20 protein-coding genes are annotated in these 24,179 nt (G+C 53.7%); 12 read left to right on the top strand and 8 right to left on the bottom strand.

Annotation, left to right across the window (positions count from 1 at the left end; genetic code table 11):
* Nucleotides 1-222: 222 nt before the first annotated feature.
* From QZ554_RS03275 to QZ554_RS03235, 9 genes are all read left to right on the top strand, one after another.
* Nucleotides 223-669 (top strand): hypothetical protein, encoded by a 447-nt coding sequence (locus tag QZ554_RS03275; protein WP_297194366.1) that lies wholly within the window; start codon nucleotides 223-225, stop codon nucleotides 667-669.
* A gap of 730 nt (nucleotides 670-1,399) precedes the next feature.
* Nucleotides 1,400-1,837, top strand: coding sequence for a dCMP deaminase family protein (locus tag QZ554_RS03270; protein WP_297194364.1), 438 nt, complete (start codon nucleotides 1,400-1,402; stop codon nucleotides 1,835-1,837).
* Between the two features lie 39 nt (nucleotides 1,838-1,876).
* Entirely contained in the window at nucleotides 1,877-3,541 is a 1,665-nt protein-coding gene (locus QZ554_RS03265; RefSeq protein ID WP_297194363.1) for a S41 family peptidase, read from the top strand.
* On the top strand, nucleotides 3,520-4,086 hold the full coding sequence (locus QZ554_RS03260; RefSeq protein ID WP_297194361.1) for a 5-formyltetrahydrofolate cyclo-ligase: 567 nt from the start codon (nucleotides 3,520-3,522) through the stop codon (nucleotides 4,084-4,086). The genes QZ554_RS03265 and QZ554_RS03260 overlap by 22 nt, the downstream gene beginning before the upstream one ends.
* A gap of 3 nt (nucleotides 4,087-4,089) precedes the next feature.
* Nucleotides 4,090-4,992, top strand: coding sequence for a dihydropteroate synthase (gene folP / locus QZ554_RS03255; protein WP_297194359.1), 903 nt, complete (start codon nucleotides 4,090-4,092; stop codon nucleotides 4,990-4,992).
* A gap of 29 nt (nucleotides 4,993-5,021) precedes the next feature.
* Entirely contained in the window at nucleotides 5,022-5,795 is a 774-nt protein-coding gene (gene cdaA / locus QZ554_RS03250) for a diadenylate cyclase CdaA (protein WP_297194357.1), read from the top strand.
* Between the two features lie 99 nt (nucleotides 5,796-5,894).
* Nucleotides 5,895-6,428: a hypothetical protein gene (locus QZ554_RS03245; protein WP_297194356.1), complete on the top strand. Its 534-nt coding sequence runs from the start codon at nucleotides 5,895-5,897 to the stop codon at nucleotides 6,426-6,428.
* A gap of 58 nt (nucleotides 6,429-6,486) precedes the next feature.
* Nucleotides 6,487-7,131 carry an aminodeoxychorismate/anthranilate synthase component II gene (locus QZ554_RS03240; protein ID WP_297194354.1) on the top strand — a complete coding sequence of 215 codons (645 nt, stop codon included), beginning with the start codon at nucleotides 6,487-6,489 and terminating at the stop codon, nucleotides 7,129-7,131.
* Between the two features lie 8 nt (nucleotides 7,132-7,139).
* The gene (locus QZ554_RS03235) at nucleotides 7,140-8,291 is read left to right on the top strand and encodes a DNA polymerase III subunit delta (RefSeq protein WP_297194352.1); all 1,152 of its coding nucleotides are present in this window, start codon (nucleotides 7,140-7,142) and stop codon (nucleotides 8,289-8,291) included.
* A gap of 189 nt (nucleotides 8,292-8,480) precedes the next feature.
* On the opposite strand, the gene QZ554_RS03230 is transcribed toward QZ554_RS03235, so the two are convergent.
* Complete coding sequence (locus tag QZ554_RS03230; protein WP_297194350.1) at nucleotides 8,481-8,987, bottom strand: low molecular weight protein-tyrosine-phosphatase; 507 nt, start codon at nucleotides 8,985-8,987, stop codon at nucleotides 8,481-8,483.
* Nucleotides 8,987-11,059: an alpha-L-fucosidase gene (locus QZ554_RS03225; RefSeq protein WP_297194348.1), complete on the bottom strand. Its 2,073-nt coding sequence runs from the start codon at nucleotides 11,057-11,059 to the stop codon at nucleotides 8,987-8,989. Before QZ554_RS03225 ends, QZ554_RS03230 begins: the two co-directional genes overlap by 1 nt.
* A gap of 871 nt (nucleotides 11,060-11,930) precedes the next feature.
* On the opposite strand from QZ554_RS03225, the gene guaA reads away from it, so the two are divergent.
* From guaA to QZ554_RS03210, 3 genes are all read left to right on the top strand, one after another.
* Entirely contained in the window at nucleotides 11,931-13,451 is a 1,521-nt protein-coding gene (gene guaA, locus QZ554_RS03220) for a glutamine-hydrolyzing GMP synthase (protein ID WP_297194346.1), read from the top strand.
* A 119-nt stretch (nucleotides 13,452-13,570) separates the two neighbouring features.
* A complete protein-coding gene (gene panB / locus QZ554_RS03215) occupies nucleotides 13,571-14,389 on the top strand; it encodes a 3-methyl-2-oxobutanoate hydroxymethyltransferase (protein ID WP_297194344.1) in 819 nt (272 codons plus the stop codon).
* 65 nt (nucleotides 14,390-14,454) lie between these two features.
* On the top strand, nucleotides 14,455-15,120 hold the full coding sequence (locus tag QZ554_RS03210) for a trimeric intracellular cation channel family protein (RefSeq protein ID WP_297194342.1): 666 nt from the start codon (nucleotides 14,455-14,457) through the stop codon (nucleotides 15,118-15,120).
* A gap of 162 nt (nucleotides 15,121-15,282) precedes the next feature.
* On the opposite strand, the gene QZ554_RS03205 is transcribed toward QZ554_RS03210, so the two are convergent.
* Genes QZ554_RS03205 through QZ554_RS03180 form a run of 6 tightly spaced genes read right to left on the bottom strand, consistent with a single transcriptional unit; the run spans nucleotide 15,283 to nucleotide 23,721 of the window.
* Entirely contained in the window at nucleotides 15,283-16,539 is a 1,257-nt protein-coding gene (locus tag QZ554_RS03205; protein ID WP_297194340.1) for an ABC transporter permease, read from the bottom strand.
* Nucleotides 16,526-17,740: an AI-2E family transporter gene (locus QZ554_RS03200; RefSeq protein WP_297194338.1), complete on the bottom strand. Its 1,215-nt coding sequence runs from the start codon at nucleotides 17,738-17,740 to the stop codon at nucleotides 16,526-16,528. Before QZ554_RS03200 ends, QZ554_RS03205 begins: the two co-directional genes overlap by 14 nt.
* On the bottom strand, nucleotides 17,740-19,182 hold the full coding sequence (locus QZ554_RS03195; RefSeq protein ID WP_297194336.1) for an arylsulfatase: 1,443 nt from the start codon (nucleotides 19,180-19,182) through the stop codon (nucleotides 17,740-17,742). Before QZ554_RS03195 ends, QZ554_RS03200 begins: the two co-directional genes overlap by 1 nt.
* Nucleotides 19,183-19,187: 5 nt before the next feature.
* Nucleotides 19,188-21,188, bottom strand: a complete 2,001-nt coding sequence (locus QZ554_RS03190) for a family 20 glycosylhydrolase (protein ID WP_297194334.1) — start codon at nucleotides 21,186-21,188, stop codon at nucleotides 19,188-19,190.
* Between the two features lie 34 nt (nucleotides 21,189-21,222).
* The gene (gene rpiB / locus QZ554_RS03185) at nucleotides 21,223-21,666 is read right to left on the bottom strand and encodes a ribose 5-phosphate isomerase B (protein WP_297194332.1); all 444 of its coding nucleotides are present in this window, start codon (nucleotides 21,664-21,666) and stop codon (nucleotides 21,223-21,225) included.
* Between the two features lie 18 nt (nucleotides 21,667-21,684).
* Complete coding sequence (locus tag QZ554_RS03180; protein ID WP_297194330.1) at nucleotides 21,685-23,721, bottom strand: transketolase; 2,037 nt, start codon at nucleotides 23,719-23,721, stop codon at nucleotides 21,685-21,687.
* Nucleotides 23,722-24,179 lie beyond the last annotated feature (458 nt).

Here is a 24,179-nt window from a genome sequence, read left to right as displayed (position 1 = left end):
AGATGAGGCACTTGACCAAGAGCCTAGCCTCTCCTATCCATCACCATAGATAGGGAAGAGGCAGATGAAAAATACCCAAATATGATGATTGTACTACCTAGCTTTTCCTTGTTCCTTTGCATTCAGTAAGGGGAGGGCTATATACCTAGGCTCTATAGCATGATGAGAAGCCCTCTACCTAACAATAGATGTATTCATTCATCCACTAAATAACAACTGAGTATGCTACTGCGCAAAGCATCATTCTCTGCCCTACTCCTAGGGCTACTTACCCTGGCTTTCCTACCCTCATGCAGAGGTGAAAAGACCAATGACATCCCCGACACGCACCACCTCACCGACACGAACTGGACGGAGGCCACGGGGCAGTACAGCCTACACTTCAACTCACCCAAGGAAGTGAAGATCAAGATCATCCCTAAAGGCCCTGGTCACAAGCTAGAATATCTGCTAGACTGCGAGGTCAAGGGGGACTCACTCTTTATCAAGAACTACACTGCCGAAACTCCCTTCGGCAAGATGCACATCGTAAAGGACTTCAAGGGAGCCTTCTCTGGCTCTGAGCTCACTGCCGACTTTGAGTCCGCCACTATGCAACCACAGGAGGACAGCCCTACGCCCAAAATTGTCCCCCTCTCCCTCAAGGCCGTTGTCTTCAAGAAGAAGTAAGCCCACCTCCCCACTCGCCCTCTAAACAAGTCGTGGAGTAGCCTGTCCTAGGATCGTATACTTCGGACATCCCGACACATCCATCCTAGCAGACGCTACACCCTCACAGAGGACATATAATGTTCGCCCCCGTCATCTTAGATAGGTGACGGGGGCGAATATTTTATGTCCTATCGCCCCTTCTCGGTATACCCTCTCCCACCCTCTAGGCATGTCCCATACAGAGTGAGTTATGAGGGCGGATTTTCAACTAGCCTACCTCCACCTACAGCCCTTCACCTAGGGGGTGTCCCTATCTAGGGTCGAGACATAATCTATCCTAGTACGCTCCTCACTTTGGGGGTATTGTTTCACCTCAAGGGTGTCTTAGCCGTGTCTCCGGGAGCACTTAGATTTAGCCCCGAGAATCGCACGTACTAGAGCCCTACCGAGGACATACTTAGAGCGAGGTAGTATACACGCGTGTATACAGTTGTGTACACGTGGGTATACTATGGTGTACACACGTGTACACTTTTCACCCTTAGGTAGTACCTATACTTCTGGTAAGTCTACACTAGGATACAGATGCTGCTATCTTGGGTGTATGCTCCTCACGCACTTTGCCCTCGGCATCTAGTGAACTCTGGCCTCGGCTCTAGTAATATCTCCCTCGGGAGCTCCTTTGTGAGGACAAAGCCGTATCTTTGTCTGAACGTAATAGCATTAACGCAATACGATAAGATAGACAATGACGACTATTGAGGAGAAGCAGCTCGTACTGGATAAGCGGTACCTCCGTATGGCTCGTATATGGGCCGAGAACTCCTACTGCGAGCGAAGGAAGGTCGGTGCCCTCATCGTCAAGGATAAGAGCATCATCTCCGATGGGTACAATGGTACGCCCGTGGGCTTCGAGAACATCTGCGAAGACGACGATGGCCATACGAAACTATACGTACTACACGCTGAGGCGAATGCGATCACCAAGCTAGCCAGTAGCACCAACGACAGCTCTGGAGCGACAGTCTATGTCACTGATGCCCCCTGCATCGAGTGCGCCAAGCTCATCATCCAGAGCCGTATCGTACGTGTCGTCTATAGCATCGAGTATCGTCTACGTGATGGCATCGACCTACTGCAGCGTGCCGGGATCATAGTAGATCATATCCCCCTAGAGAGCCTCTGACGAGTGCTCTCGATCAATCCACTTTATTAGGCTGAATCTATGCAACCAGACTCTACTCACTCCACTAGCCCTACGCCAGAGGCTCCTCAGCATCCACGGCGTGGACGGCTACTGCGCACCCTAGCCTATATAGCTATCGTCTGCATCATCTTCCTCTTCGGGGTCTTCACCTCTGTCTTCCTAGGGATAGGAGGTAGGCGAGGTTCCTCGGGCAAGCTGGGGCAGATCTTCTCGCTCATCGAACGCTTCTACGTCGATTCGGTGAACCTCGATAGTATCGAGGAGCAGTCCATCCCCTACGTGCTCTCCCAGCTAGATCCCCACTCTGTCTACCTGAGTGCCGAGCTCAATAAGCAGGAGACCGAGGGACTCGAAGGAGCCTTTGCCGGGATCGGTGTCCAGTTCAATACTCTTCTTGATACCGTCGTCGTAGTACGAGTCATCGAGGGCGGCCCCAGCGAACGTGCAGGACTCCAGCCTGGAGACAGAATACTGAGAGCTGATGCGAGCGTACTGACCCGTGACTCGATCTCCTCAGATGATGTAATGAAGGCGCTCAAGGGGCCAGAGGATACAGTCGTACACCTGCTGGTCAAGCGTGGCGAGAAGGTCTTCGACTGCCCTGTCGTGCGTGGTCTTGTCCCCGTGACGACGATCGACGCTGCCTACATGATACGTCCACGTGTTCTCTACGTACGCCTGAATAAGTGGGGAGCACAGACCCCGCTGGAGTTCCAGCAGGCCTACGCAGAGCACGCTCCTGAGGGCGTCGATCGGATCCTTATCGACCTAAGAGACAATGGAGGTGGGTATCTACAGGCAGCAACAGCGCTAGCCAGTGAGTTCCTCAATCGAGGAGATCTAATGCTCTACAATCAGGGAGCACACTACCCCCGTGAGGACTTCAAGACCGAAAGGGATGGCCGACTCAAGAATGTCCCCATCTCCGTCCTCGTCAATGAGAATAGTGCTAGCTCTAGTGAGATCTTTGCTGGGGCTATGCAGGATCTCGATCGTGCACAGATCATAGGTCGGCGTACCTTCGGCAAGGGACTTGTACAGGTACCATTTAGCCTACGAGATAGCTCCGTCGTCCGACTCACGGTAGCACGCTACTACACTCCATCGGGCAGGAGCATACAGAAGAGCTATGCCCGAGGCCTCGAAGCCTACGTAGATGACATCGAGGAGCGATACATACACGGAGAGCTATTCTCTGCCGATAGCATCTCTAAGCCAGATACGACCAAGTACTACACCCGCATGGGTCGTGTCGTCTACGGCGGCGGGGGGATCACCCCCGATATCTTCGTGCCACGAGACAGCACGGGGATCAACACCTACTACCTGCGCCTACTGAGGTCTGGTACGATCCAGCGGTTTGCCTTCACCTATGCCGATGCGAACCGCTCCCGCTTAGCCACATTCTCCTCCGTCAAGGAGCTATCAGACTATCTATGGAGCGTAGGTGATCAGATCGTCTACAGCTACGCTTCCTTCGCACAGCAGTATGGTGTAGCACAGCGCCCAGGGCTCCTACAGGAGTCGTTCCCGATCCTCAAGCGTGACCTCGTCGCTCTCATCGCAGATATGCTAGGAGGAGAGAAGAACCTCTACTATCGTATCCGCAACGAACGTGACCCCGAGGTACTACGTGCCATCGAATGTCTTACCTCCAAGGAATGGAAGCCCACGAAGCAGTAAGCACCAAGCAGGACCTTCGTCGTAGACTCCGCACACTAGGACGAGAGCTCATCACAGAGCCCGATCGGGTTCGGTGGAGTAGCTCTATCGTGGAGCAGCTACGCCGAGATCCCTTATGGTCCGAAGCTCAACACGTGGGACTCTATTCAGCCCTCCCCGATGAGCCCTGCCTACAGGCACTCATCGATGAGGTAGTGGGGGTGAAGTCAGTTTACCTGCCCCGAGTGCTAGGAGAGGAGGAGATGGCTTTCTATCCCTTCATCTCTTGGGACTCACTAGAGCGTTCTAGGAGCTTTGGTCTCTATGAGCCCACGCTCGATCATAAGGCTGTATCCCCCGAGCAGCTGGATCTGCTCATCATCCCCGCCCTGGCCTTTGACAGCGAAGGCTATCGACTCGGACGGGGCAAAGGTTACTATGACCGCTACCTCGCACAGACTAAGGCGAGACGTATCGGTGTGAGCTTTGGGCTCCTACGTCCTCGCCATCTCCCCACAGAGCCTTGGGACCTCCCCATGGACAGAGTGTACTATCCCCTCCACTAGGCTATGTACCGCCCCGACCACCTAACCCTCAACCTCTCGGGCAAGCTCCTCTCACTAGAGCGCCCTATCGTCATGGGGATCATCAACGTCACCCCCGACTCCTTCTACTCTACGAGCCGCATCGCAGGAGAGAGTGAGCTGAGGGAGCGTATCGATACCCTCCTCCGTGAAGGAGCCTCGATAGCAGATGTCGGCGCATACAGCTCTCGCCCAGGTGCAGAGGATGTCAGCAGTCAGGAGGAGATGAGACGACTAGCTCCCACACTACAGATACTGAGAGACGAGTACCCAGAGTTGCCTGTCTCCGTAGATACGTTCAGAGCAGAGGTCGCACGATGGGCTGTGCAGGAATATGGAGTAGCGATGATCAACGATATCTCAGGCGGGGCACTTGACCCTGAGATGTACACGACCATCGCAGAGCTTCAGGTGCCCTATGTCCTCATGCACATGAGGGGTACTCCTCAGACCATGGGTGGGCAGACTGACTACCGAGATCTCGTACTCGACATACTTGATTACTTCATTGAGCGGGTGGGCCAGCTCACAGAGCTAGGTGTACATGATGTGATCCTAGATCCTGGCTTCGGCTTCAGCAAGACCCTAGAGCAGAACTATGAGCTCCTAGCCCGTATGTCCGATCTACAGACCGTCCTCCCTCTGCCTCTCCTAGTCGGAGTATCACGCAAGAGCATGGTCTATCGCCTACTAGGTGTAACCCCAGAGGAGGCACTCAATGGCACATCCATACTTCATGCCTTCGCACTAGAGCGGGGCGCAAAGATCCTTCGGGTACATGACGTAGCTCCTGCCGTAGAGGCCATACGCATCTACGAGGCTATGCATCCCTATGAGCTCAAGGACGGAGCTATCCACTACGCTCACACGAATAAGAGCAAACTCTAACTATATAAGACAACGTAAAGGCGATACACATGCTCTGGTGGCTTCAGATCTCGATCAAGGATATCATCGACATACTCCTCCTGGCAGTATGTCTCTACTATACCTACGTTACCCTTCGCTATTCGGGTAGTCGCTCCCTATTCATGGGGATCGTGACCTTCATCATCCTCTGGCTACTGATCTCTCAGGTGCTACAGATGCGTCTGATGGGGGCACTGCTAGACAAGTTCGTGAACATAGGCTTCCTACTACTCGTCATCATCTTCCAAGACGAGGTGCGTAAGGTCCTTGTCACGATAGGCTCAGCCCAGCGATGGCGAAAGATACGGAACCTCTTCCGAGACAGCCGTGAGCAACAGGCACGTGTGGAGGCTGCCTACATCGCCCCAGTTGTCCTAGCCTGTATGAACATGGCGCGCAAGAAGACCGGTGCCCTCATCGCCATACAGGGCAATATGGATCTCACCCCCTATCAGCACGCAGGGGAGCGATTCCTCGCCTCAGTGAATGCACGACTGATCGAGACAATATTCTTCAAGAATAGCCCCCTACACGATGGGGCTATGATCATAGCAGGAGAGAAGATATGTGCCGCAGGTTGTATCCTCCCCGTGGCAAGCAACCCTGACCTAAATAAGGATCTTGGCCTACGCCACCGCTCTGCCCTCGGGCTATCCCAAAAGACCGATGCTAGGGTCATCATCGTAAGCGAAGAGAGAGGAACGATATCTCTGGCCTACCGAGGAGATATCATCGTGGACATTACGGCAGACGAATTGCGAGAGCTCCTCTCGGCTGACTAAGCTCCAACGAACTCCAAGGTAGCCCCTTCACAACAAGAGCACTAAAGAAGACAACCCTCCCATCTCCTCGCCTCATCCCCACTCTAGAAGCTGACTCACATGCCACACAGATATAACTATCGGCCCATTATCAGCCTGCTCCTATTGCTACTCCTCGGGGGTACTATTGGCTTTGCACAGGAGAAGGGTCGCAATAGCCTTGGCTTCCGCAAGATCATCCAGGGCGATAGCATTTGCTCTCTACCCTCCTTCAGTAGCCGAGTGGCCAATACACGTCTATCTGTGCGCTACTTTGCGGCCCCTGACCACGGGACGGTATCTCTAACCAATGGAGGGAGCTACCTCATATCAAATGGGACAGTCATCGGAGGTGTCTACTACAAGGCCAATGGAGGTAACAGCGTACTCAAGCAAGATGAAGCCATCGCCTCTGGTCCTACGATATGGCTCTCTAGTGACCTCCTGCGTATGCCCGAGCCTGTCACCCAGCTGGACATCATGGACATCACGGGGCGCAAGGTACTCTCGGCTCGCAATAGCGGTGAGGTCAAGCTTTCCCTCACCCCTGGTGTCTATCTCATTAGAGCGATCTTCCCTAGACAGACTGTCGTGTGTCGCTTGACCATACGATAAGCCCAACCTACACAGATACGGATAGGCTACTGACCAGGCGACACCTAGATACCATGCTATGATACGCTTGCTCGTCATCGACAATCACGACTCCTTCGTCTTCAATATCGTGCAGCTACTTAGGGAGCATCCACGTGTTACCTATGACCTGATTCGTGAGGACGAGCTATGCGGAGATGAGATGACCCGATATGACGCTCTACTCCTCTCCCCTGGCCCTGGTATCCCAGAGGAATATCCTCGGATGATGAGACTAATCGCAGAGGGAGTAGGTCACTACCCGATACTGGGTATCTGCCTCGGACACCAAGCCATCGCACAGCACCTCGGAGCAACGCTCCACCAACTACCCCATCCCCTACATGGTCATCCCGCACCTCTAGTAGACATAGACCATAGCGACCCCATTGTCGGTGGTATCACAGAGGGAAGTATCGTAGGGCGCTACCATAGCTGGGTAGTGAGTAGAGCAGATCTCCCCGCATGCCTCATCCCCACGGCATATAGCGAGGGGGCAGAGTCGGAGCATCACGAACTGATGGCCTTCCGTCATAGGCAGTACCCGATCTTCGGGCTACAGTTTCATCCCGAGAGTATGATTACCTCCTCGGGCAAAGCTTATATCGAGGGCTTCGTATCCGAAGTAGAGAGGGAGCTACGAGCCCAATCACTATCACGCACTACCATCACGAGTCAAATATAGAATAGGGTATGTACTTCCACGACATCATCGGACAAGACCTAGCCAAGGCCGAGCTCATCTCCTCTGTCAAGCAGGGGATAGTCCCACACGCACAGCTCTTCGTAGGGCGTGATGGTGAGGGAGCTCTAGGGCTAGCCTATGCCTATGCACGCTACCTCAACTGTACAGATAGAGGCGAGCATGACGCTTGTGGGCACTGCCCTTCGTGTAAGCGGTATGATACGTTTGCCGAGCAAGACCTCTTCTACCTCTTTCCCATAGTCAATGCCTCGGGTAAGAACCTCTCCGAGGATACGCTTCCCGAGTGGCGTTCCCTACTGGCACGAGGTCCCTACATCAGATACGAAGAATGGCTCTCCCTACTCGGAGGAGATGGCAAGAAGGCCTCTATCTTCGCACGAGAGGGAGAGGTGATCCAGCAGCACTTCAGCTACCACATGGCTGGGTCTGGCTATCGTATCCTCATGATATGGCTCCCCGAGCGAATGCAAGAGGCTCTAGGCAATAAGCTCCTCAAGCTCGTCGAAGAACCACCGCAGCGTACAGTCATTCTGATGGTCACTATGGAGGAGGAGGCTGTACTAGGTACGCTACGTAGCCGTATGCAGACAGTACGCCTACGCCCTCTAGCTCCTATGGAGATCGAGGCCGCCCTACTAAGCCTTCCCGATGGGGGGAGAGAGGGCGCTGATGCCACCCTCGCAGCTCATCTCAGTGAGGGAAACTATCGTGTGGCACTAGATACCTTCAGAGGCGAGAGTGAGCAGCAGGCCATACTAGAGCGACACCTACAGCGTGTCCTACGTGCTACGGTCAATGCCCAGCCCATCGAGATGAAGATACTGGCAGACGACCTTGCCTCACTAAGCCGTGACGAGCAACAGGCTCTGCTGGAGTACCTGGCACGTATGTTCCGAGAGTTCTACCTCTTCAACCTCGACCTGCCCAAGCTCAACTACCTCACCCCCAAAGAGACCAGCATTGCCAGCTATCTACGTAGCTGTATCACGGGGCATGTCGTACGTGCTGTGGAGGAGGAGCTAGACCTAGCACGTCGCCACATCGCCCAAAATGTCAATAGCAAGATGGTCTTCTTTGACCTCATTCTGCGCCTAACGGCAAAGCTCGCCTCAAGCTACAAGCGCATGAAGATACGCTAAGCTCACGAGCACTTCCCCTCACCACCCTATTCCTAGCAAACCTCTTCTTCCCGTATAGCCTCGGGGAAGCGAAGATCTAGAGAGCGAGAAACGAGAAGGCGGTAGAGAGCATAGTACAGAAATAGTTAAAGGGTGGATGGTGCATGAAGCACCATCCACCCTTTAACTATTGAGTGAACTGAGACTCGTCTAAGAGATCGTCTTTCTATAGAGCTGAGGTACACAGAGCTCTATGAGATCCAGAACGTGCTCGAAGCCCTCTGCCCCTCCATAGTAAGGATCAGGGATATGGTCCTTGGGGGCATCATCAGCCCAGTCTGTCAGCAGGGAGACCTTCTGAGCAGTCTCAGCGGTGGGGGCTAGGTCTAGCAGACGCTCCCTATTCGCACTGTCCATACCTATGATATAGTCATAGTAGAAGAAGTCCTCATAGGTAATCGGGCGTGAGCGAGAGACGAGTTCGTAGCCACGTCGTGCGGCATGGGCTCGCATACGACCATCAGGGAGCTCGCCCTCATGGTGTGCGATGAGCCCTGCCGAATCGATGTCGTAGCGGTCACATGCTCCTTGCTCTGAGACATAGTGACGGAAGACACCCTCTGCCGAAGGGCTTCGACAGATATTACCAAGACACACGAAGAGGATACGTATCGGTCTCGTGGCCTCGACATTTGGGGTGGGATTCGTGACGCTCATTAGTAGATGCTTAGGTCACCGATCGTCACCTCGGGTACATCGTCTACAGTCTTGGTGACGACTAGGCGAATAGTGCGTCCTTCGACTGGCGTCTTGAGCTCAAGGGAGACAGGGATAGGGTTGTGCTTGATGTTTGCGAGCTCACCCTCTGCCACTTCCTGATCATCGACATATAGCTTGTAGCGCTGGATATGCCCACGTGCATCTCGCTGCTGAGAGGGGGTGTAGGTAAGTGAACAGATTCTCCTAGGCTGATCCAGCTCCAGTGTGAGAGCACGTACCCCACGAGGGAGGGTGACCGTAGAATAGCCGTTGCCATCGAAGAGCTTTGTACGTAGATCGTCAGCGAGCTCTGGGGTCTTCACCTTGGAGAGAGAATACCCTACGCTGTAGGTAGCCTGAGCCTTGTCCTTATTGCTAGCACTAGAGACACGAGCATGGATGGTCGTGAAGTCATCGGGCAGATAGAAGGGGGCAGTGTAGCGCTTCCAGAGGTTATGAGTAGCACCGACGTTGCGGGGCACCAGCTGATACTCGATGTGGGCATTACGTGCTGTGGTCGTGATGTAGACACTGTCTCTGCTGTCACGGCGGATACGAGGAGCCTCTAGGACCTCTGGGGCTAGATAGGCTGCTACCTCTGCGAGGCACACAGGGCCACGAGCATCCGTGATGGTTAGGCGAAGAGCCTTAACCTTCACAGCCTCGAAGCGGATAAGACGCTTATATCCGATGGTCGTCAAGCTATCCTTAGTCTCGATGGGACGGAAGTTGCCATCACGACCAGCGACCTCTAGGGCAAAGCTACGTACTCGCTGCCCAAGGGCAATGTACTCCTGTAGAGCTACATTATTGATAAGCTCTTCTCGGGGGAGGGTTAGCGTAATGCTGGCCGTCTTCTCGCCATCAGGAGCAGCCCAGTAGGTGTCGGGGGTACCATCATTGACATTACGAGGCTGGAAGCTACGTCCAGGACGAGTAGCAGAGGCTCGAGCTGTGGCCTTGCGAAGTTTATTATCTCGGAAGGATGCCTTGATATGGTCATGCCAAGCGATCAGACGAGCAGAGTCCACGGCGGGAATCTTCCCATCGAGGTTAATCGGACAGTTCAGCAGGAGGTTGGCATTGCGTCCGACACTCTCGTAGTAGATATTCACGAGGTTGGCGACCGAGCGCACCTGATGGTCCTCACGGTGATGGTAGAACCACCCTGGGCGAATGCTCACATCCACCTCACCTGGTAGCCAGTGGCTAGCATCCTCCATACCCCACTGAGCCTGGGTATAGTGCTTCTGCTTAGACTCATCATACATAGCCCAGTTGGTCTCACCAGCCCATCCACGCTCATTGCCGATCCAGCGGATGGTATGTGTCGTCCCACCGAAGATCATGATGTTGGGGTTGTTGCGCAGCAGCATCTTCGTTGCCCCCTCATAGTCGTAGTAGGTGAGCGGGTCGATCTTTCGGGCAGAGTCTGCACCACCATACCAGCCCGTACCACCATTGGCTCCATCGAACCAGTACTCGAAGAGCTCCCCATAGTTCGTCGTGAGCTCACGGATCTGTTCGTGGAAGGTCTTCTGATACTCGGGGAAGCCGTAGTTGGCATTATTTCGATCCCAAGGGGATAGGTAGATACCGAAGTGTAGCCCATGTCTACGGCAGGCCTCACTCAGATCCTTAACGAGGTCGCCCTTACCGCCCTTCCATGGGCTGTTCTTCACCGAATACTCGGTGGTCTTGGTGGGCCAGAGACAGAATCCATCGTGGTGCTTAGCGGTGAGGATGATCCCCTTCATGCCCGCACGCTTGAGGGTCGTGACCCACTGCTCGACATCGAGCACAGGCGGAGCGAAGGTCTTGGCAGGGGTATTGCCATAGCCCCACTCTAGGTCATTGAAGGTATTGAGCCCAAAGTGTATGAAGGCATAGGTCTCTAGGCGTTGCCAGTCGATCTGCGCCTGAGTAGGGACGGGATAGACGGGCTTAGGCGCAGGAGACTGAGCCGAGAGCCCTTGTCCTAGAGCCACGCTTGCGCAGAGCCCTAGGGCTAGGAGAAGTGGTTGCTTCATCGTAACTGAGAGTATGTAACACTTATAAATTATACGCCACGAAGATAGAGAATTTCCATATACCATAATAGTATACATCCCAAATGGGAGACCCTCCGAGGCAGGAGAGCCTACACATGATTTGGGTTGGTACTCACCACTCCTTGGCACTCTGAGGGCATTAGCTTAATGCTCCGAGGAGCCTTGGTCATACCACTGAGTACCTAGAGGTTACTCCCGTGATGCCTACTTACGAGCGAGCCCTATAGAGGACATACTTAGAGCGAGGTTGTGTACACGTGGGTATACAACAGTGTACACACGTGTACACTATGGTATACACGTGTGTACACTTTTCGCTCCTAGATAGTAGGTCTATGTAGAGTAAACCGACACCTGTGGCACAGATACTTCCATCTAAGCGCATACCCCTAGGCTACCTAGCCCTCACGCTCTAGTAGCTTCAAGTGCCAGCCCTGCTCCGAGGCTAGGATAGTCCAGCAGTCTCCCCGCCATCCGACCCTAACAATCGGCATCCCTCGCCCACCTCCAATAGGATATCCGACTCCACCCAAAGAGATCTATATGAGGAGGGTCAGTATGGGACAGCATACCTAGTTGTACTCTGTCGTCAAGATATATCAAGAGGCCTACCGCCTCAATACAGCTATGACTCCATGCACTCCTATAAGGAATGCCTCCATCACGTGCGTCAGGCGAAGACGCTCTCGACAAGCTGGGAGATGAGGACATATCATGATCGTCCTAGTCGTCTATGTATGATCATGAGTGCATATATGCCAAGTCTGAGGTTGAGAGGGAAGAATCTAGGGGGACGGGGTATCAAGGTAATTCGTATCTTTGCGACACAACTCGTACTAATTGGTTAGATATGCAGGAGAAAATTCTCATCCTTGACTTTGGTTCGCAGACGACCCAGCTCATCGGTCGAAGACTTCGTGAGCTCAATACATATTGCGAGATCGTCCCCTACAACAAGCTCCCCCAAGATCTCACAGGCATAGCAGGCATTATCCTCTCGGGGAGCCCCTACTCGGTCTATGATAGTCAGGCCTTCCGAATAGAGCTACAGGAGCTCCGTGGGAAGCGCCCTCTACTGGGGATCTGCTACGGGGCACAGAGCATCGTCCATCAGGCTGGAGGCAAGGTAGAGCCATGCGACAGCCGTGAGTACGGGCGTGCACACCTCTCGATCCACCATGCTAACGACCCTCTGATGAAGGGGATCACCCAAGGGACAACCGTATGGATGTCCCACGGCGACACGATCACAGAGCTCCCCAAGGGCTTCCGTATCATAGCTAGCACGGAGGATGTAGCAGCTGCCGCCTTCCGTATCGATGGCGAGCAGACCTGGGGGGTACAGTTCCACCCCGAAGCCTTCCATACGGAGGAGGGACTCAAGCTCCTAGGCAACTTCCTAAGCATCACGGGCATCCGTGGCAACTGGACTCCAGCCTCCTTCGTAGAGCATACCATCCAGCAGCTGAGAGAGCAGCTAGGAGATGACAAGGTCATCCTCGCCCTATCAGGCGGTGTAGACTCCTCCGTCACAGCAGTACTCCTACACAAGGCTATCGGCAAGAACCTCACCTGTATCTTCGTCGATCACGGGCTCCTGCGCAAGAATGAGTTCACCAACGTCCTAAGAGACTACGAGCACCTCGGGCTAAACGTCATCGGTGTAGATGCTCGTGCCAAGTTCCTAACCGCTCTACAAGGGGTCACCGATCCTGAGGAGAAGCGCAAGATCATCGGCCGAGGCTTCATCGAGGTCTTTGACGAAGAGGCAAAGAAGCTCCAGGGGATCAAGTGGCTCGGCCAAGGGACGATCTACCCAGATGTCATCGAGAGCCTAAGCATCACGGGTACCGTGATCAAGAGCCACCACAACGTAGGAGGTCTGCCTGAACGCATGCAGCTGAAGCTCGTCGAGCCCCTGCGTCTACTCTTTAAGGACGAGGTACGCCGTGTAGGCCTAGAGATGGGTATGCAGGAGCGACTGATCAAGCGTCAGCCCTTCCCAGGCCCAGGCCTCGGTATACGCATCCTCGGGGAGATCACCGCAGAGAAGATCGAGATCCTGCAGAATGCAGATGAGATCTACATGGCCATGCTACGTGAGACAGGTCTCTATGACCAAGTCTGGCAGGCCGGAGCGATCCTACTCCCCATCCGCTCTGTAGGTGTGATGGGTGATGAGCGTACCTACGAGTACACGATCGCCCTACGTGCCGTCACGAGCACAGATGCGATGAGCGCAGACTGGGCACACCTACCCTATGAGTTTCTAGCTAAGGTCTCTAACGAGATCATCAACAAGGTTCGTGGAGTAAATCGTGTCGTCTACGACATCTCCTCCAAGCCCCCCAGCACGATAGAGTGGGAGTAAGCCTACCCGCCACATCGCCGTGCACTATATCATCTAAATAACCCTATACCGACATGCCACACTCTGCCCCTGATCGGGCTGGGTGTGGCGTGTCCTTACTATTCAAATTAGAGAGAACAGTGTCCCAACACAAACCCGAGACGAAGAAGATCACAACCCTCCGCCTACAAGCTATGAAACAAGAGGGTGAGCCTATCACTATGCTCACCGCCTACGACTACACTATGGCACGACTACTAGATCGTAATGGTGTAGAGATCCTACTCGTCGGAGACTCCGCTGCCAACGTCATGGCAGGCCACTCCACTACCCTACCCATCACCCTCGATCAGATGATCTACCATGGTGCCTCGGTCGTCCGAGGTGTCCAGCAGGCCTTCGTGATCGTAGATATGCCCTTCGGGAGCTACCAGATCTCGCAGGAGACCGCCATTAGCTCTGCGGTACGTATCATGAAGGAAACTGGGTGCGATGCCCTCAAGCTAGAGGGCGGAGAGGTTGTCTATCCGATCATTCGCCATCTGACGACCTCGGGGATCCCCATCATGGGACACCTAGGACTAACTCCACAGTCCGTACACCAGCTCGGTGGCTATCGCCTACAGGGACGTACGGAGGCAGACGCTGAGCGACTCCTAGAGGAGGCGAAGGGACTGGAGCAGGCAGGGTGCTTTGCCCTCGTACTAGAGAAGGTACCTGCTCCACTAGCCCAGCGTGTAGCCCAAATCCTACGTATCCCCGTGATCGGAATCGGTGCAGGTAGTGGTGTCGATGGTCAGGTGCTCGTCACGCAGGACATGCTCGGGATGGAGGATAGCTTCAGCCCGAAGTTCCTCCGTCGCTTTGGTCGGATCGGCGAAGCAATTAACGCCGCTGTCTCCGACTATATCCAAGCCGTTAAGGAGCATTCCTTCCCTAGTGAAGCCGAGTCCTACTAGCACTATGGTTCAGCCAATAGGACAGGTAATGAAGAGATGAGACCTATCAAGTAAGAGTAAGCGTGATGAAATTTGCACATATAGTAGACGTCAATAGCTTCGTAGACTGGTGTGACTATCTAGGGACATTAGCCTTTGCGATTAGTGGTATTCGACTAGCAGCGGCTAAGGGCTTTGACTGGTTCGGTGCCTACGTCGTAGGCTTCGTAACAGCAGTGGGCGGTGGTACGATACGTGACATCCTCCTTGACCTAAAGCCCTTCTGGCTCATACAGCCCTCGTATCTCATTATCACGGGGCTGGCCCTGGCCTTCACCATCGTCTTCCGTAGGCAAGTCGTACGGCTCAATCACTCCCTCTTCTTCTTCGATGCCATCGGGCTCGGTCTCTTTGTCGTGGTGGGTGTCGCCAAGTCCTTTGCTACGGGCTACCCATGGTGGGTGGCTATCATTATGGGTACAGTCACGGGCTCCTTCGGTGGGCTTATCCGAGATATCTTGATCAATGATACGCCCCTGATCTTCCGCACAGACTTCTATGCAACGGCATGCTTCCTAGGGGGTATCATCTATGTGCTCCTCGGGCTATACACGACTATATCCATTGAGTGGGTACAGCTCATCTCAGCAGCCTCTGTCTTTACCCTTCGTGTGATCGCAGTAGCCCTACACATACAGCTACCGACCTTTGACCCAACAGAGATAGAGCACAAGGAGAAAGAGGGTATATAGCACATCGCTTAGACTCGCTCCCACTCTTTTATACTAGGGGGATTCATATAAGAGCACCCCGGATAGCCCATAAGTGGGTTATCCGGGGTGCTCTCTATGTAGGGCTGAGTCTCTACTAAGGAGTGAGTATGGGACTAAGCCCAACCCACATCAGGATAGAAGCTAGTCGATGCGCATACTCTCTGCTGGGCGGATACGGCTAACAAGCCCTGCAGGGACAAGTACCATCAGTAGGATCAAGAGAAGCGTCCCGAGGTTGATCCCTATCCAAGCAAGTAGGTCAAAGTGTATGGGGACAGAGCTCATGAAGTAATTGGCGGGATTGAGGTGAATGAGCTTGAAGTGTCTCTGTAGCAGGCAGAGCACAAGAGCTAACACATTACCCCATATCATCCCTCTTACGATAAGGTGCCCCGAGAGGATGAGGAAGACCTTGCGGAGTAGCCCATTCGTAGCCCCAAGAGCCTTTAGAATACCTATCTGCTTGCTCTTATCTAGGACTAGTATGATGAGCCCTGTGATCATAGAGAAGCCTGCTACGAGGATCATCAGCCCAAGTAGCGCATAGACATTGGTATCGAGGAAGGTGAGCCAGTTGAAGAGCTCGGGCTGGAGCTCCTGTCCTAGGTTCATACCATAGTCCTCGTTAGCGATTAAGTCGGGGTGCGCCTGTAGTCTAGTGATCAGCTGGTTTAGCTTAGCCTCAGCAGCCTTGGGTTGGCGAAGCATGATCATGAGACGACTATAGGTATCGCTGCTCCATTGGTTCAGACGCTGTAGGGAGATCATGGGACATAGGGCAGGAGATAGCTCCAGCCCCGTAGACTCATAGATCCCGACGAGCGTATAGACACGCACACGCATCTTGTCTCCAAAGAAGTAGATACGTACCTTCTCCCCCAGCTCACATCCCATACGATCTGCCACATGCGTAGGCAGTGCTATCTCGGGTGCCCCGATTGCCTCGGGTGCTACATTCGGGAGACGTCCTTCCCTAAGGCCATTGACGAAGTAGTCGCTCTTGAAGGAAGGATCAATCCCATAGAGTACAATACCCGAGAAGTCATCCTCGGTCTTAAGTAGCCCAGCCTCCTGCACGATCGGCATCACACGCTCTATATAGGGTTCGCGTCTAAGGAAGTTGAGCAGTTGGTTAGATATACGCACAGGCGTATTGGAGTTCCTCCAGTTGCTACCGTAGCTATTCAGACTGATGTGCCCAGTTTGGCTAAAGGCAAACTCATGGATCTGCTCTCTGAAGCCTAGTATGATGGCTACCGAGAGTAGCATCACACTCAGGCTAAGGGCTATCCCAATAGTCGTCAGGCGGAGAGACCCCGAGGTGCCATTGGCTCCTCGTTGCTTCGCTCTCTGTAGCCCTTGGGCGATGAAGGTGCTAGGGTTCTTAGTTAGATCCATCTATTTCACTTGTATGTGCAGAGGTAGTCGTCTCTGGCATTAAGTCATTTTTATCTTTCTTGCCCCTCGACTTCTTTTCCTTTGGCTTCTTCCTTTGATCCATCTCGTCGATATACTCCTGATCCTCGAGTATGTACCGCTTATAGAATGAGTAGAGGAACATCGTAGCAGGCAGTGCGATGAGCAACCCAAAGAAGCCGAGCAGATAACCCCAAATCGTCAGGACAAGGAGGATGAGTGAGGGGCGCATCCCCATCGTATAGCCCATGATACGAGGCACTAGGATCATATCCTGAAGGATCTGTACGACCATTAGCACCCCATAGGCTAGTAGGAGACAGATGAAAACATTCTCCCCATTCTGGGCGGCCATCAGCACGCTAGCTAGCCCCAAGGGTATGATCCCGAGAGCCTGCATATAGGGGATGAAGTTCAGTATACCGATGAAGATCCCCATAGCCGTAGCCATCGGTAGGCCAATGATGTTGAAGCCAATGGTGAGTAACACCCCGACACTCAGAGCGACGAGAGCCTGACCTCTGAAGTAGCTATTCATGTACCGATCGAGATCCGAGCAGACTGTACGCATCATAGGGCGTAGAGATACGGGGAAGAGGCTAATAATGCCACGCCCGAGGTTCTCGAAGTCTAGTAGGATGAAGATAAAGTACACAATCCCCATGAGGAAGACAAAGCCCCAGGAGAAGACCGAGAGTGTGCTATTGATAATTCCCCCCAACTGGTCTAGGATAAGCTTTGTATTCTCGATGAGCTTATCTACAGTGAGGTTGCGGGAGAAGTTACCCCAAGTCTTGTTGCTCGTAAAGTAGTTACGGACGTTCTTGGGCAGTAGCATAGAGATGAGATCCTGTCCACCGCTATAGCTGGAGATCATCTGTAGGGTTTTCTCTACCTCTTCCCGTACAGAGGGCACGACATAGATTACCGCTAGGTAGATCAGTGCCCCGATCACTAGCAGCGTCAGAATGACAGACAGCCCACGAGAGCGGAGCCTCAGCTTAAACTGGAAGAACCGCACTAAGGGCATCATCACATAGGCAAATATCCCAGCCAATAGGAAGGGAAGCAAGACATCCCAAATCGCCCTAAGTCCTAAGACTAGGAGCAAGACAACGAGTGCTAGGAGGATAATCCTAGCGACACGGTCAAAGGTGAACTCGCGATTGAAGAAACGCTCCATCAGTGTGCTGATCTCTCTGTCTGTGCCTTCACCTCATAGGCGAAGGGGAAGTCTGTCGATGAGGTACGCATACGTAGCATCTCTCTATAGAGTTGCTCTCGACGCTTAGGTTCGCTTGCACTAAGATCCTTCGTCTCACTAGGGTCGGAGGCGAGGTTATAAAGCTCGAGTACGGGCGAGCCTGTATCGACCTTGAGGGCTACGAGCTTCCATTCGCCCTTACGTAAGGCCATCTTACCTCCATCCTCATGGAACTCCCAGTAGAGGGGGCGGCTCAGTAGGGACTTGCTGGGAGCAGATCCCTTCAACAGGCTAAGGAAGGACTTACCATCACTGCCCTTGGCCTTTGCCCCTTGTCCTATCAGTTCGGCAAAGGTAGGTAGGAAGTCCCAGAAGGCTAGAGGTACTTGGCTCTTCCCCCCAGGAGCTATCTTACCCTTCCAAGCCATAGCCATAGGGATCCGTATACCGCCCTCGTAAAGGTCTCGCTTAATGCCTCGGTAGATACCATTACTATCGAAGTAGTCGGGGTCTGCCCCACCCTCTCGGTGTGGGCCATTGTCACTAGTGAAGATCACAAGGGTACGCTCCTCGATACCGAGACGACGAAGTAGTGCTCCGACCTCTCCGGTATATCGATCCAAACGCTCTACCATGGCTGCGAAGGCTGCATGGGCATTGGGGGAGGAGGGGTAATCCCACTTATAGCGACTCTCGTAGGGCTTAGGTGTGAGCTTCCCCTCGTAGTACTCATAGACTGCATCATGAGGGAGGTTAAGCTCCGCATGAGGGAGGGTATAGGTGAGCATAGCGAAGAAGGGTACATTGTCCTTCGCCGAGGTCTCGATGAAGCGGAGAGCCTCTCTATGGATCTCATCAGCAGAGTAGACTCCATGCTGCCCATCTACATTAGTTGGATAATCGACACGCTCCTTCCCACGCCAGAGGTGGTCGGGATAGTATAGGTGAGCCATACGCTGGCAGTTGTATCCGAAGAACTCATCGAAGCCTCTATCAGTAGCCTCAGCACCGGATCCTGGATAACCTAGCCCCCACTTCCCAAAGATCCCAGTACGGTAGCCCGCCCCTTGGAAGAGCCTTCCTAGCGTCATGTGATCAGCTACGGGGGACTGTCCCTCAGGCTTGATTTCCTTATTGCCTCGTATCTGCGTATGCCCTGTATGCATACCCGTCATGAGCGAAGCACGAGAAGGGGCACTGACGGAGCAGCCTGCGTAGAAATCGGTGAACTGCATCCCAGCCCGTGCCAATGAGTCGAGGTGAGGAGTACGGATAAGACTCTGTCCGTTGAAGCCCACATCAGCATAGCCAAGGTCGTCAGCCATGATGAAGATGACATTGGGTAGTGCCTTCTTATTCTGAGCTGATAGGACGGAGAGAGCAGAGGTAGAGATAAGAGAGAGGAGTGCTATTCTATTCATAATAACTATAAGTCGAGGTAACGTACATCGGCCGCCTCTGTACCATCTAGGCTAACAAGGGCAGCAGTAAACATCCACTTTACAAGGCGTACTTCACGGGTAGTAAATGCTCCTATGGGGAGCTTGATGAAGAGTTGGTTCCACCCCTTCTTCAGGGTAATAGGAATGGGAGGACGCGAGCAAGCATTCTCATTACCAAGGGCTGAGGTAAGGGTAGGGATAGTGTGTGTATTGGTCCACACCGGAGGGATGATGGTCTTCCCATTGACCCAGATCCTACTCTCTCGGTGATCCCAAGCAGCGGGAGGAGGCGGGAGGTCCTTCTCCGAACGGCTATAATTCTGTGTCTCGAAGAGTAACCCGACCTTCTGCTCCTTAGGTGAATTGACCCATGCCATAGCATAGCAGGTATGGTCAGTCTCTGCCTGCTCCAAGAGACCTGCACAGAGGTCTCCCCACACATGCCTTAGGTAGAATCCTGACCCTGCGACCATCTGTGAGGGATAGGTCTTGCCTTCGTAGGTATAGCTGGGTAGGGACTTAGGGGGAGCTATGGCACCAATAGCCTGCTCGGGGGGGAAGACCCTCCTAAGCTCTCCGCCATTGGGGAAGGGGGCGGATATGACCCAGCGGGCATCCGTCTGTCGGACATAAGGAAAGTACTCAGGAGGGAAGACCTTGCGATAGCTGAGCATTCTAGTCTCGAAGTCCTTGAATTCATCATAGGCTGGGCTCTTGGGGTCAGAGGTCATCACCTCCCGACTCGTGAAGTCGCCTCGACCTCCACCGACCCAGCTACGCTCGGCTAGAGCAAGCATAGCTGGATAGAGCTGATTCTCACGAATGATCTGCCTCGTATCTAGTGTTGCACGATCCGTCCATATGGCTAGGAGGGCTCCATAGAGCTGCTCAGTCCCCTTATCCTCGCCATAGATCCGACTATTATAGAGGCGTCCTATATCAGAGAAGAGGTCATAGTGATTGAGGTAGTTGTAGCGGCAGTCTAGGGCAGGGATTCCCTTGACGGCCTTACCACGAGAGCTCCAGAGCTGGAGCATATCGACCTCTCCTATCTGGTAAGACCATCCTGGTGCCCAAGAGATCACCTTCTTGCCTAGGGAGCGTACATAGGCGACCATCTCGGGGACAAAGGTCTTATCCATAAACTGCACCTCATCTGTACCAATATGCAGATAGGGAACATCAAAGACTTCGCAAGCCTCCTTGATGAGCACCTTGAGGGTCTTCTTCCCTTGCTCTGTCTGCATACCATAGCCAAGCGCACGCTCAAAGGCTGCGCTATGCCCCGGCATATCGATCTCGGGAATGAGCAATACATGACGCTCTCGGCAGTATCGTACAAGCTCCCTCGCGTCCTCTTGGGTATAGTACTGACCAGCCATGCGGGTCATGGAGCCCCTATCATTGAGCTTGGGATAGAGTTTGCTCTCTAGCCTCCAGGCTTCGTTCTCTGTGAGATGCCAGTGAAAGACATTGACCTTGAAGCGAGCCAATAGGTCAATCTCTTGCTTGAGCTGCTCTAGGGGGATATAGGTGCGCCCGACGTCCATCATGAAGCCTCGCCACGGGAAGGCTGGCCAGTCAAGGATCACACGAGCCCTCCACTCACCTCTCTCATAGAGCTGTCTCAGCGTCTGTAGCCCCCTATACAGCCCCGTCTCGGTGTAGGCACTCAGGCTAATAAGGTCGCTGGTAATGCTTAGCTTGTAGGCCTCCTCATTCCCTTGGGGAAGTCCCTCTATATGGGTCTGTAGCTCTAGGCTTATCTGATGATTGGCTCTAGGGCTTGCCTTAATCCTAAGTTCACTGAGGAGAGCCTTTAGCTCTGTCTCTAGCCGTGCAGTAGCGAGCTGCACCTGCCCAGCACGGAAAGGCGAGACACCCCGCTGTGGGATGTCTCGCTTCACCTTGGGCAGGAGTGGTCCTGCCCATGATGTCGTGATGGAGAGGAGTAGCGCTATGAATAGGGCTAGATACTTGCTCATAGGGTCTTCTATGCTGTGGAGGAATCCCCGACAGCTAGTGAATGGGGATCTTCTCTACCCGAGCGACATGTCGCCCACCCTCAAAGGCTGTGTCTAGGAAGGCCGAGACGATCGCCTCTGCCTCCTCCCTAGAGATAAATCGTGCTGGGAGGGATAGGACATTAGCATCGTTGTGCTCACGTGCCAGCTTAGCAAGCTCCACACTCCAGCAGAGGGCGGCTCGTACTCGTGGGTACTTATTGAGCACCATAGAGATCCCATTACCTGATCCACAGATAGAGATCCCTCGTGCTATCGTCCCCTCCTGGATGGCACGTCCCATAGGGTGCGCATGGTCGGGGTAGTCACACCGCTCAGCAGAGTGGCACCCGTAGTCTTCGACTTGAAGACCACGGGCGATAAGCTGAGCCTTCACTTCTTCCTTCAGCTCGTAGCCAGCATGGTCGGCTGCGAGTCCTATCTTATTCGTGCAAGGCATAGTAATATGGATGAGCTACTACTTACCGAGTAGCTGTTTGACCTGTTGATAGACATTCTCAGCGGTGAAGCCTAGCTTCTCATCAAGCACCTTGTAGGGAGCGGAGAAGCCGAAGGAGTTCAGTCCCCAGATAGTACCATTGTCCCCGACGAGACCGAGGAGGTTCACGGGTAGACCAGCCGTGAGACCAAATCGCTTGATTCCCTGAGGGAGCACCTCATCCTGATAAGCCTTAGGCTGACGGCGGAATACCCCTTCGCTGGGCACGGCTATGATCTGTAACTGAATGCCATCCTTGCGAAGGAGCTCTGCTCCCTCTATGAGGGTAGAAACCTCGCTCCCATTAGCGATTAGGACCACCTCGGGATGCTCGTCACGCTGGACGATGTAGCCTCCACGCTCAGCAGCCTGAGCTGCCTCTCCTCGGGTCTTGCCTTCGGGGGAAGGGAGATCCTTGATATTCTGACGAGAGAGGATGAGGGCTGATGGAGTATGGACATTCTCCATAGCCATGCGCCATGCCACTGTCGTCTCCTCGACATCAGAGGGGCGAAGTACCAGCAGGCTATTGGCTCCACTATGATTCTGTAGCTTCTCCATCAGTCGGATCTGTGCCTCCTGCTCTACGGGCTCATGGGTAGGCCCATCCTCGCCCACACGGAAGGCATCATGCGACCATACGAACTTTACGGGTAGCTCCATGAGGGCAGCCATACGCACCGCTGGCTTCATATAGTCAGAGAATACAAAGAACGTACCGCATGCGGCTATCACACCGCCATGCAGTGCCATACCGATACATAGGCAAGCCATCGTGAGCTCTGCTACACCTGGCTGTAGGAAAGCTCCACCGAAGTCACCTCGGGTAAGGGCTCGGGTCTTCTTGAGGAAGCCATCCGTCTTGTCCGAGTTGGATAGGTCGGCAGAGGCTACGACCATATTCTCTACCTGCTGCGCTAGTACGCCTAGGATAGTGGCTGAGGCAGCACGGGTAGCTTGGTCGGGCTTCTGCTCTACCTTAGACCAGTCGATGACAGGGCTTACACCCGAGAACCATCGGTCGAGCTTCTCTGCCCGATCCTTGTTGTCCTGACGCCACAGAGCCTCTTCCTTCTTGCGCTCCTCAGCGAGCTGTCGGAGCACGTCAAGGCGAGCCTGATACATAGCCTCTACCTCGGGGAAGATGCGGAAGGGGTCGTTGGGGTCACCCCCTAGGTTCTGCACCGTGGCCTCAAACGAAGCCCCAGCAGCCGAGAGTGGCTGTCCGTGGGTGCTCACCTTACCCTCGTAGCTCGTGCCATCAGCACCGACAGCCCCACGAGCCATCGTGGTATGTCCGATGATCAGGGTAGGCTTGCCGACGATAGACTTTGCCTCTGCCAGTGCCTTGTGGATCTCACTTGCTGATGAGCCATCCACCTCTAGCACGTGCCAACCCCAAGCCTTGTACTTCATCGCTACATCCTCTGTATCGACTTCGTCCACCTTGGTAGAGAGCTGGATGTTGTTTGCATCATAGAACATGATGAGGTTGTCCAGCCCTAGGTGCCCTGCTATGCGGCCTGCACCCTGAGAGATCTCCTCCTGCACACCGCCATCTGAGATATAAGCATAGATCGTCTGGCTCATCACCCAGCCTAGTCGCTCGGCGAGGAACTTGGCGGCGATCGCTGCTCCCACAGCGAAGGTGTGCCCCTGTCCAAGTGGCCCTGAGGTATTCTCCACACCTCTCAGGACATCTACCTCGGGGTGTCCAGGGGTAGGACTGCCCCACTGTCTGAACTGCTGGAGCTCCTGCATCGAGTACTTACCGATGAGTGATAGCTGAGCGTAGAGCATGGGCGACATGTGCCCTGGGTCAAGAAAGAAGCGATCCCTACCCGGCCACTTGGGGTCGTTGGGATCGAAGATGAGGAACTCTGAGAAGAGCACATTGATAAAGTCTGCACCACCCATAGCACCGCCTGGGTGTCCACTCTTGGCACGCTCGACCATCGAAGCAGCTAGGATACGGATGTTATCGGCTGCTCGGGTCATCAGTTGTTCATTGTTCATGAGCTGTGATGTTATTTGTTCGCTGTCCTTGCTATACATGCAGATAGCATCAGGGTCGCATACCTATCCTAGGACACTCAAAGATACAACAAATTTAACTCCTCCAGCCAACCATACCTAGCATCACTACCTACCCACATCACCCACCCCACACCCATATATATTAGGTATGGCAAAGGAGAGGATCCTCGCTGCATCTCTAGCTGTCTAATACGAGCTCCTTCCTCGTGCTCCTTCTCCTGTCAGCTCGCCCCTCCCCCATAGACAGACACACTCGATCGGAAAAGAAGGAACGCATAGACCAAGCAAACCTCTGACAGAAAGAAGATTAGGACACGGAACAGATTCCCTAGATAGAGCAATGCAGATGAAGGGCTATACAGCCATTCCGAGAGCCCTAACAGAGGACACGTAATGAACGCTAGAGAGGACTCGGTATGTTCGCTCCAATCACCTTA

It is taken from the genome of uncultured Porphyromonas sp., from assembly GCF_915070105.1.
Classification (GTDB): Bacteria; Bacteroidota; Bacteroidia; order Bacteroidales; family Porphyromonadaceae; genus Porphyromonas.
Note: the sequence above shows the minus strand (reverse complement) of the source record. Positions and strands in the feature narration are given on the sequence as shown.

Coding starts and splice junctions, on each gene's coding strand:
- QZ554_RS03275 (WP_297194366.1), top strand. CDS start 223: ATGCTACTGCGCAAAGCATCATTCTCTGCCCTACTCCTAGGGCTACTT.
- QZ554_RS03270 (WP_297194364.1), top strand. CDS start 1,400: ATGACGACTATTGAGGAGAAGCAGCTCGTACTGGATAAGCGGTACCTC.
- QZ554_RS03265 (WP_297194363.1), top strand. CDS start 1,877: ATGCAACCAGACTCTACTCACTCCACTAGCCCTACGCCAGAGGCTCCT.
- QZ554_RS03260 (WP_297194361.1), top strand. CDS start 3,520: ATGGAAGCCCACGAAGCAGTAAGCACCAAGCAGGACCTTCGTCGTAGA.
- folP (WP_297194359.1), top strand. CDS start 4,090: ATGTACCGCCCCGACCACCTAACCCTCAACCTCTCGGGCAAGCTCCTC.
- cdaA (WP_297194357.1), top strand. CDS start 5,022: ATGCTCTGGTGGCTTCAGATCTCGATCAAGGATATCATCGACATACTC.
- QZ554_RS03245 (WP_297194356.1), top strand. CDS start 5,895: ATGCCACACAGATATAACTATCGGCCCATTATCAGCCTGCTCCTATTG.
- QZ554_RS03240 (WP_297194354.1), top strand. CDS start 6,487: ATGATACGCTTGCTCGTCATCGACAATCACGACTCCTTCGTCTTCAAT.
- QZ554_RS03235 (WP_297194352.1), top strand. CDS start 7,140: ATGTACTTCCACGACATCATCGGACAAGACCTAGCCAAGGCCGAGCTC.
- QZ554_RS03230 (WP_297194350.1), bottom strand. CDS start 8,987: ATGAGCGTCACGAATCCCACCCCAAATGTCGAGGCCACGAGACCGATA.
- QZ554_RS03225 (WP_297194348.1), bottom strand. CDS start 11,059: ATGAAGCAACCACTTCTCCTAGCCCTAGGGCTCTGCGCAAGCGTGGCT.
- guaA (WP_297194346.1), top strand. CDS start 11,931: ATGCAGGAGAAAATTCTCATCCTTGACTTTGGTTCGCAGACGACCCAG.
- QZ554_RS03210 (WP_297194342.1), top strand. CDS start 14,455: ATGAAATTTGCACATATAGTAGACGTCAATAGCTTCGTAGACTGGTGT.
- QZ554_RS03205 (WP_297194340.1), bottom strand. CDS start 16,539: ATGGATCTAACTAAGAACCCTAGCACCTTCATCGCCCAAGGGCTACAG.
- QZ554_RS03200 (WP_297194338.1), bottom strand. CDS start 17,740: ATGGAGCGTTTCTTCAATCGCGAGTTCACCTTTGACCGTGTCGCTAGG.
- QZ554_RS03195 (WP_297194336.1), bottom strand. CDS start 19,182: ATGAATAGAATAGCACTCCTCTCTCTTATCTCTACCTCTGCTCTCTCC.
- QZ554_RS03190 (WP_297194334.1), bottom strand. CDS start 21,188: ATGAGCAAGTATCTAGCCCTATTCATAGCGCTACTCCTCTCCATCACG.
- rpiB (WP_297194332.1), bottom strand. CDS start 21,666: ATGCCTTGCACGAATAAGATAGGACTCGCAGCCGACCATGCTGGCTAC.
- QZ554_RS03180 (WP_297194330.1), bottom strand. CDS start 23,721: ATGAACAATGAACAACTGATGACCCGAGCAGCCGATAACATCCGTATC.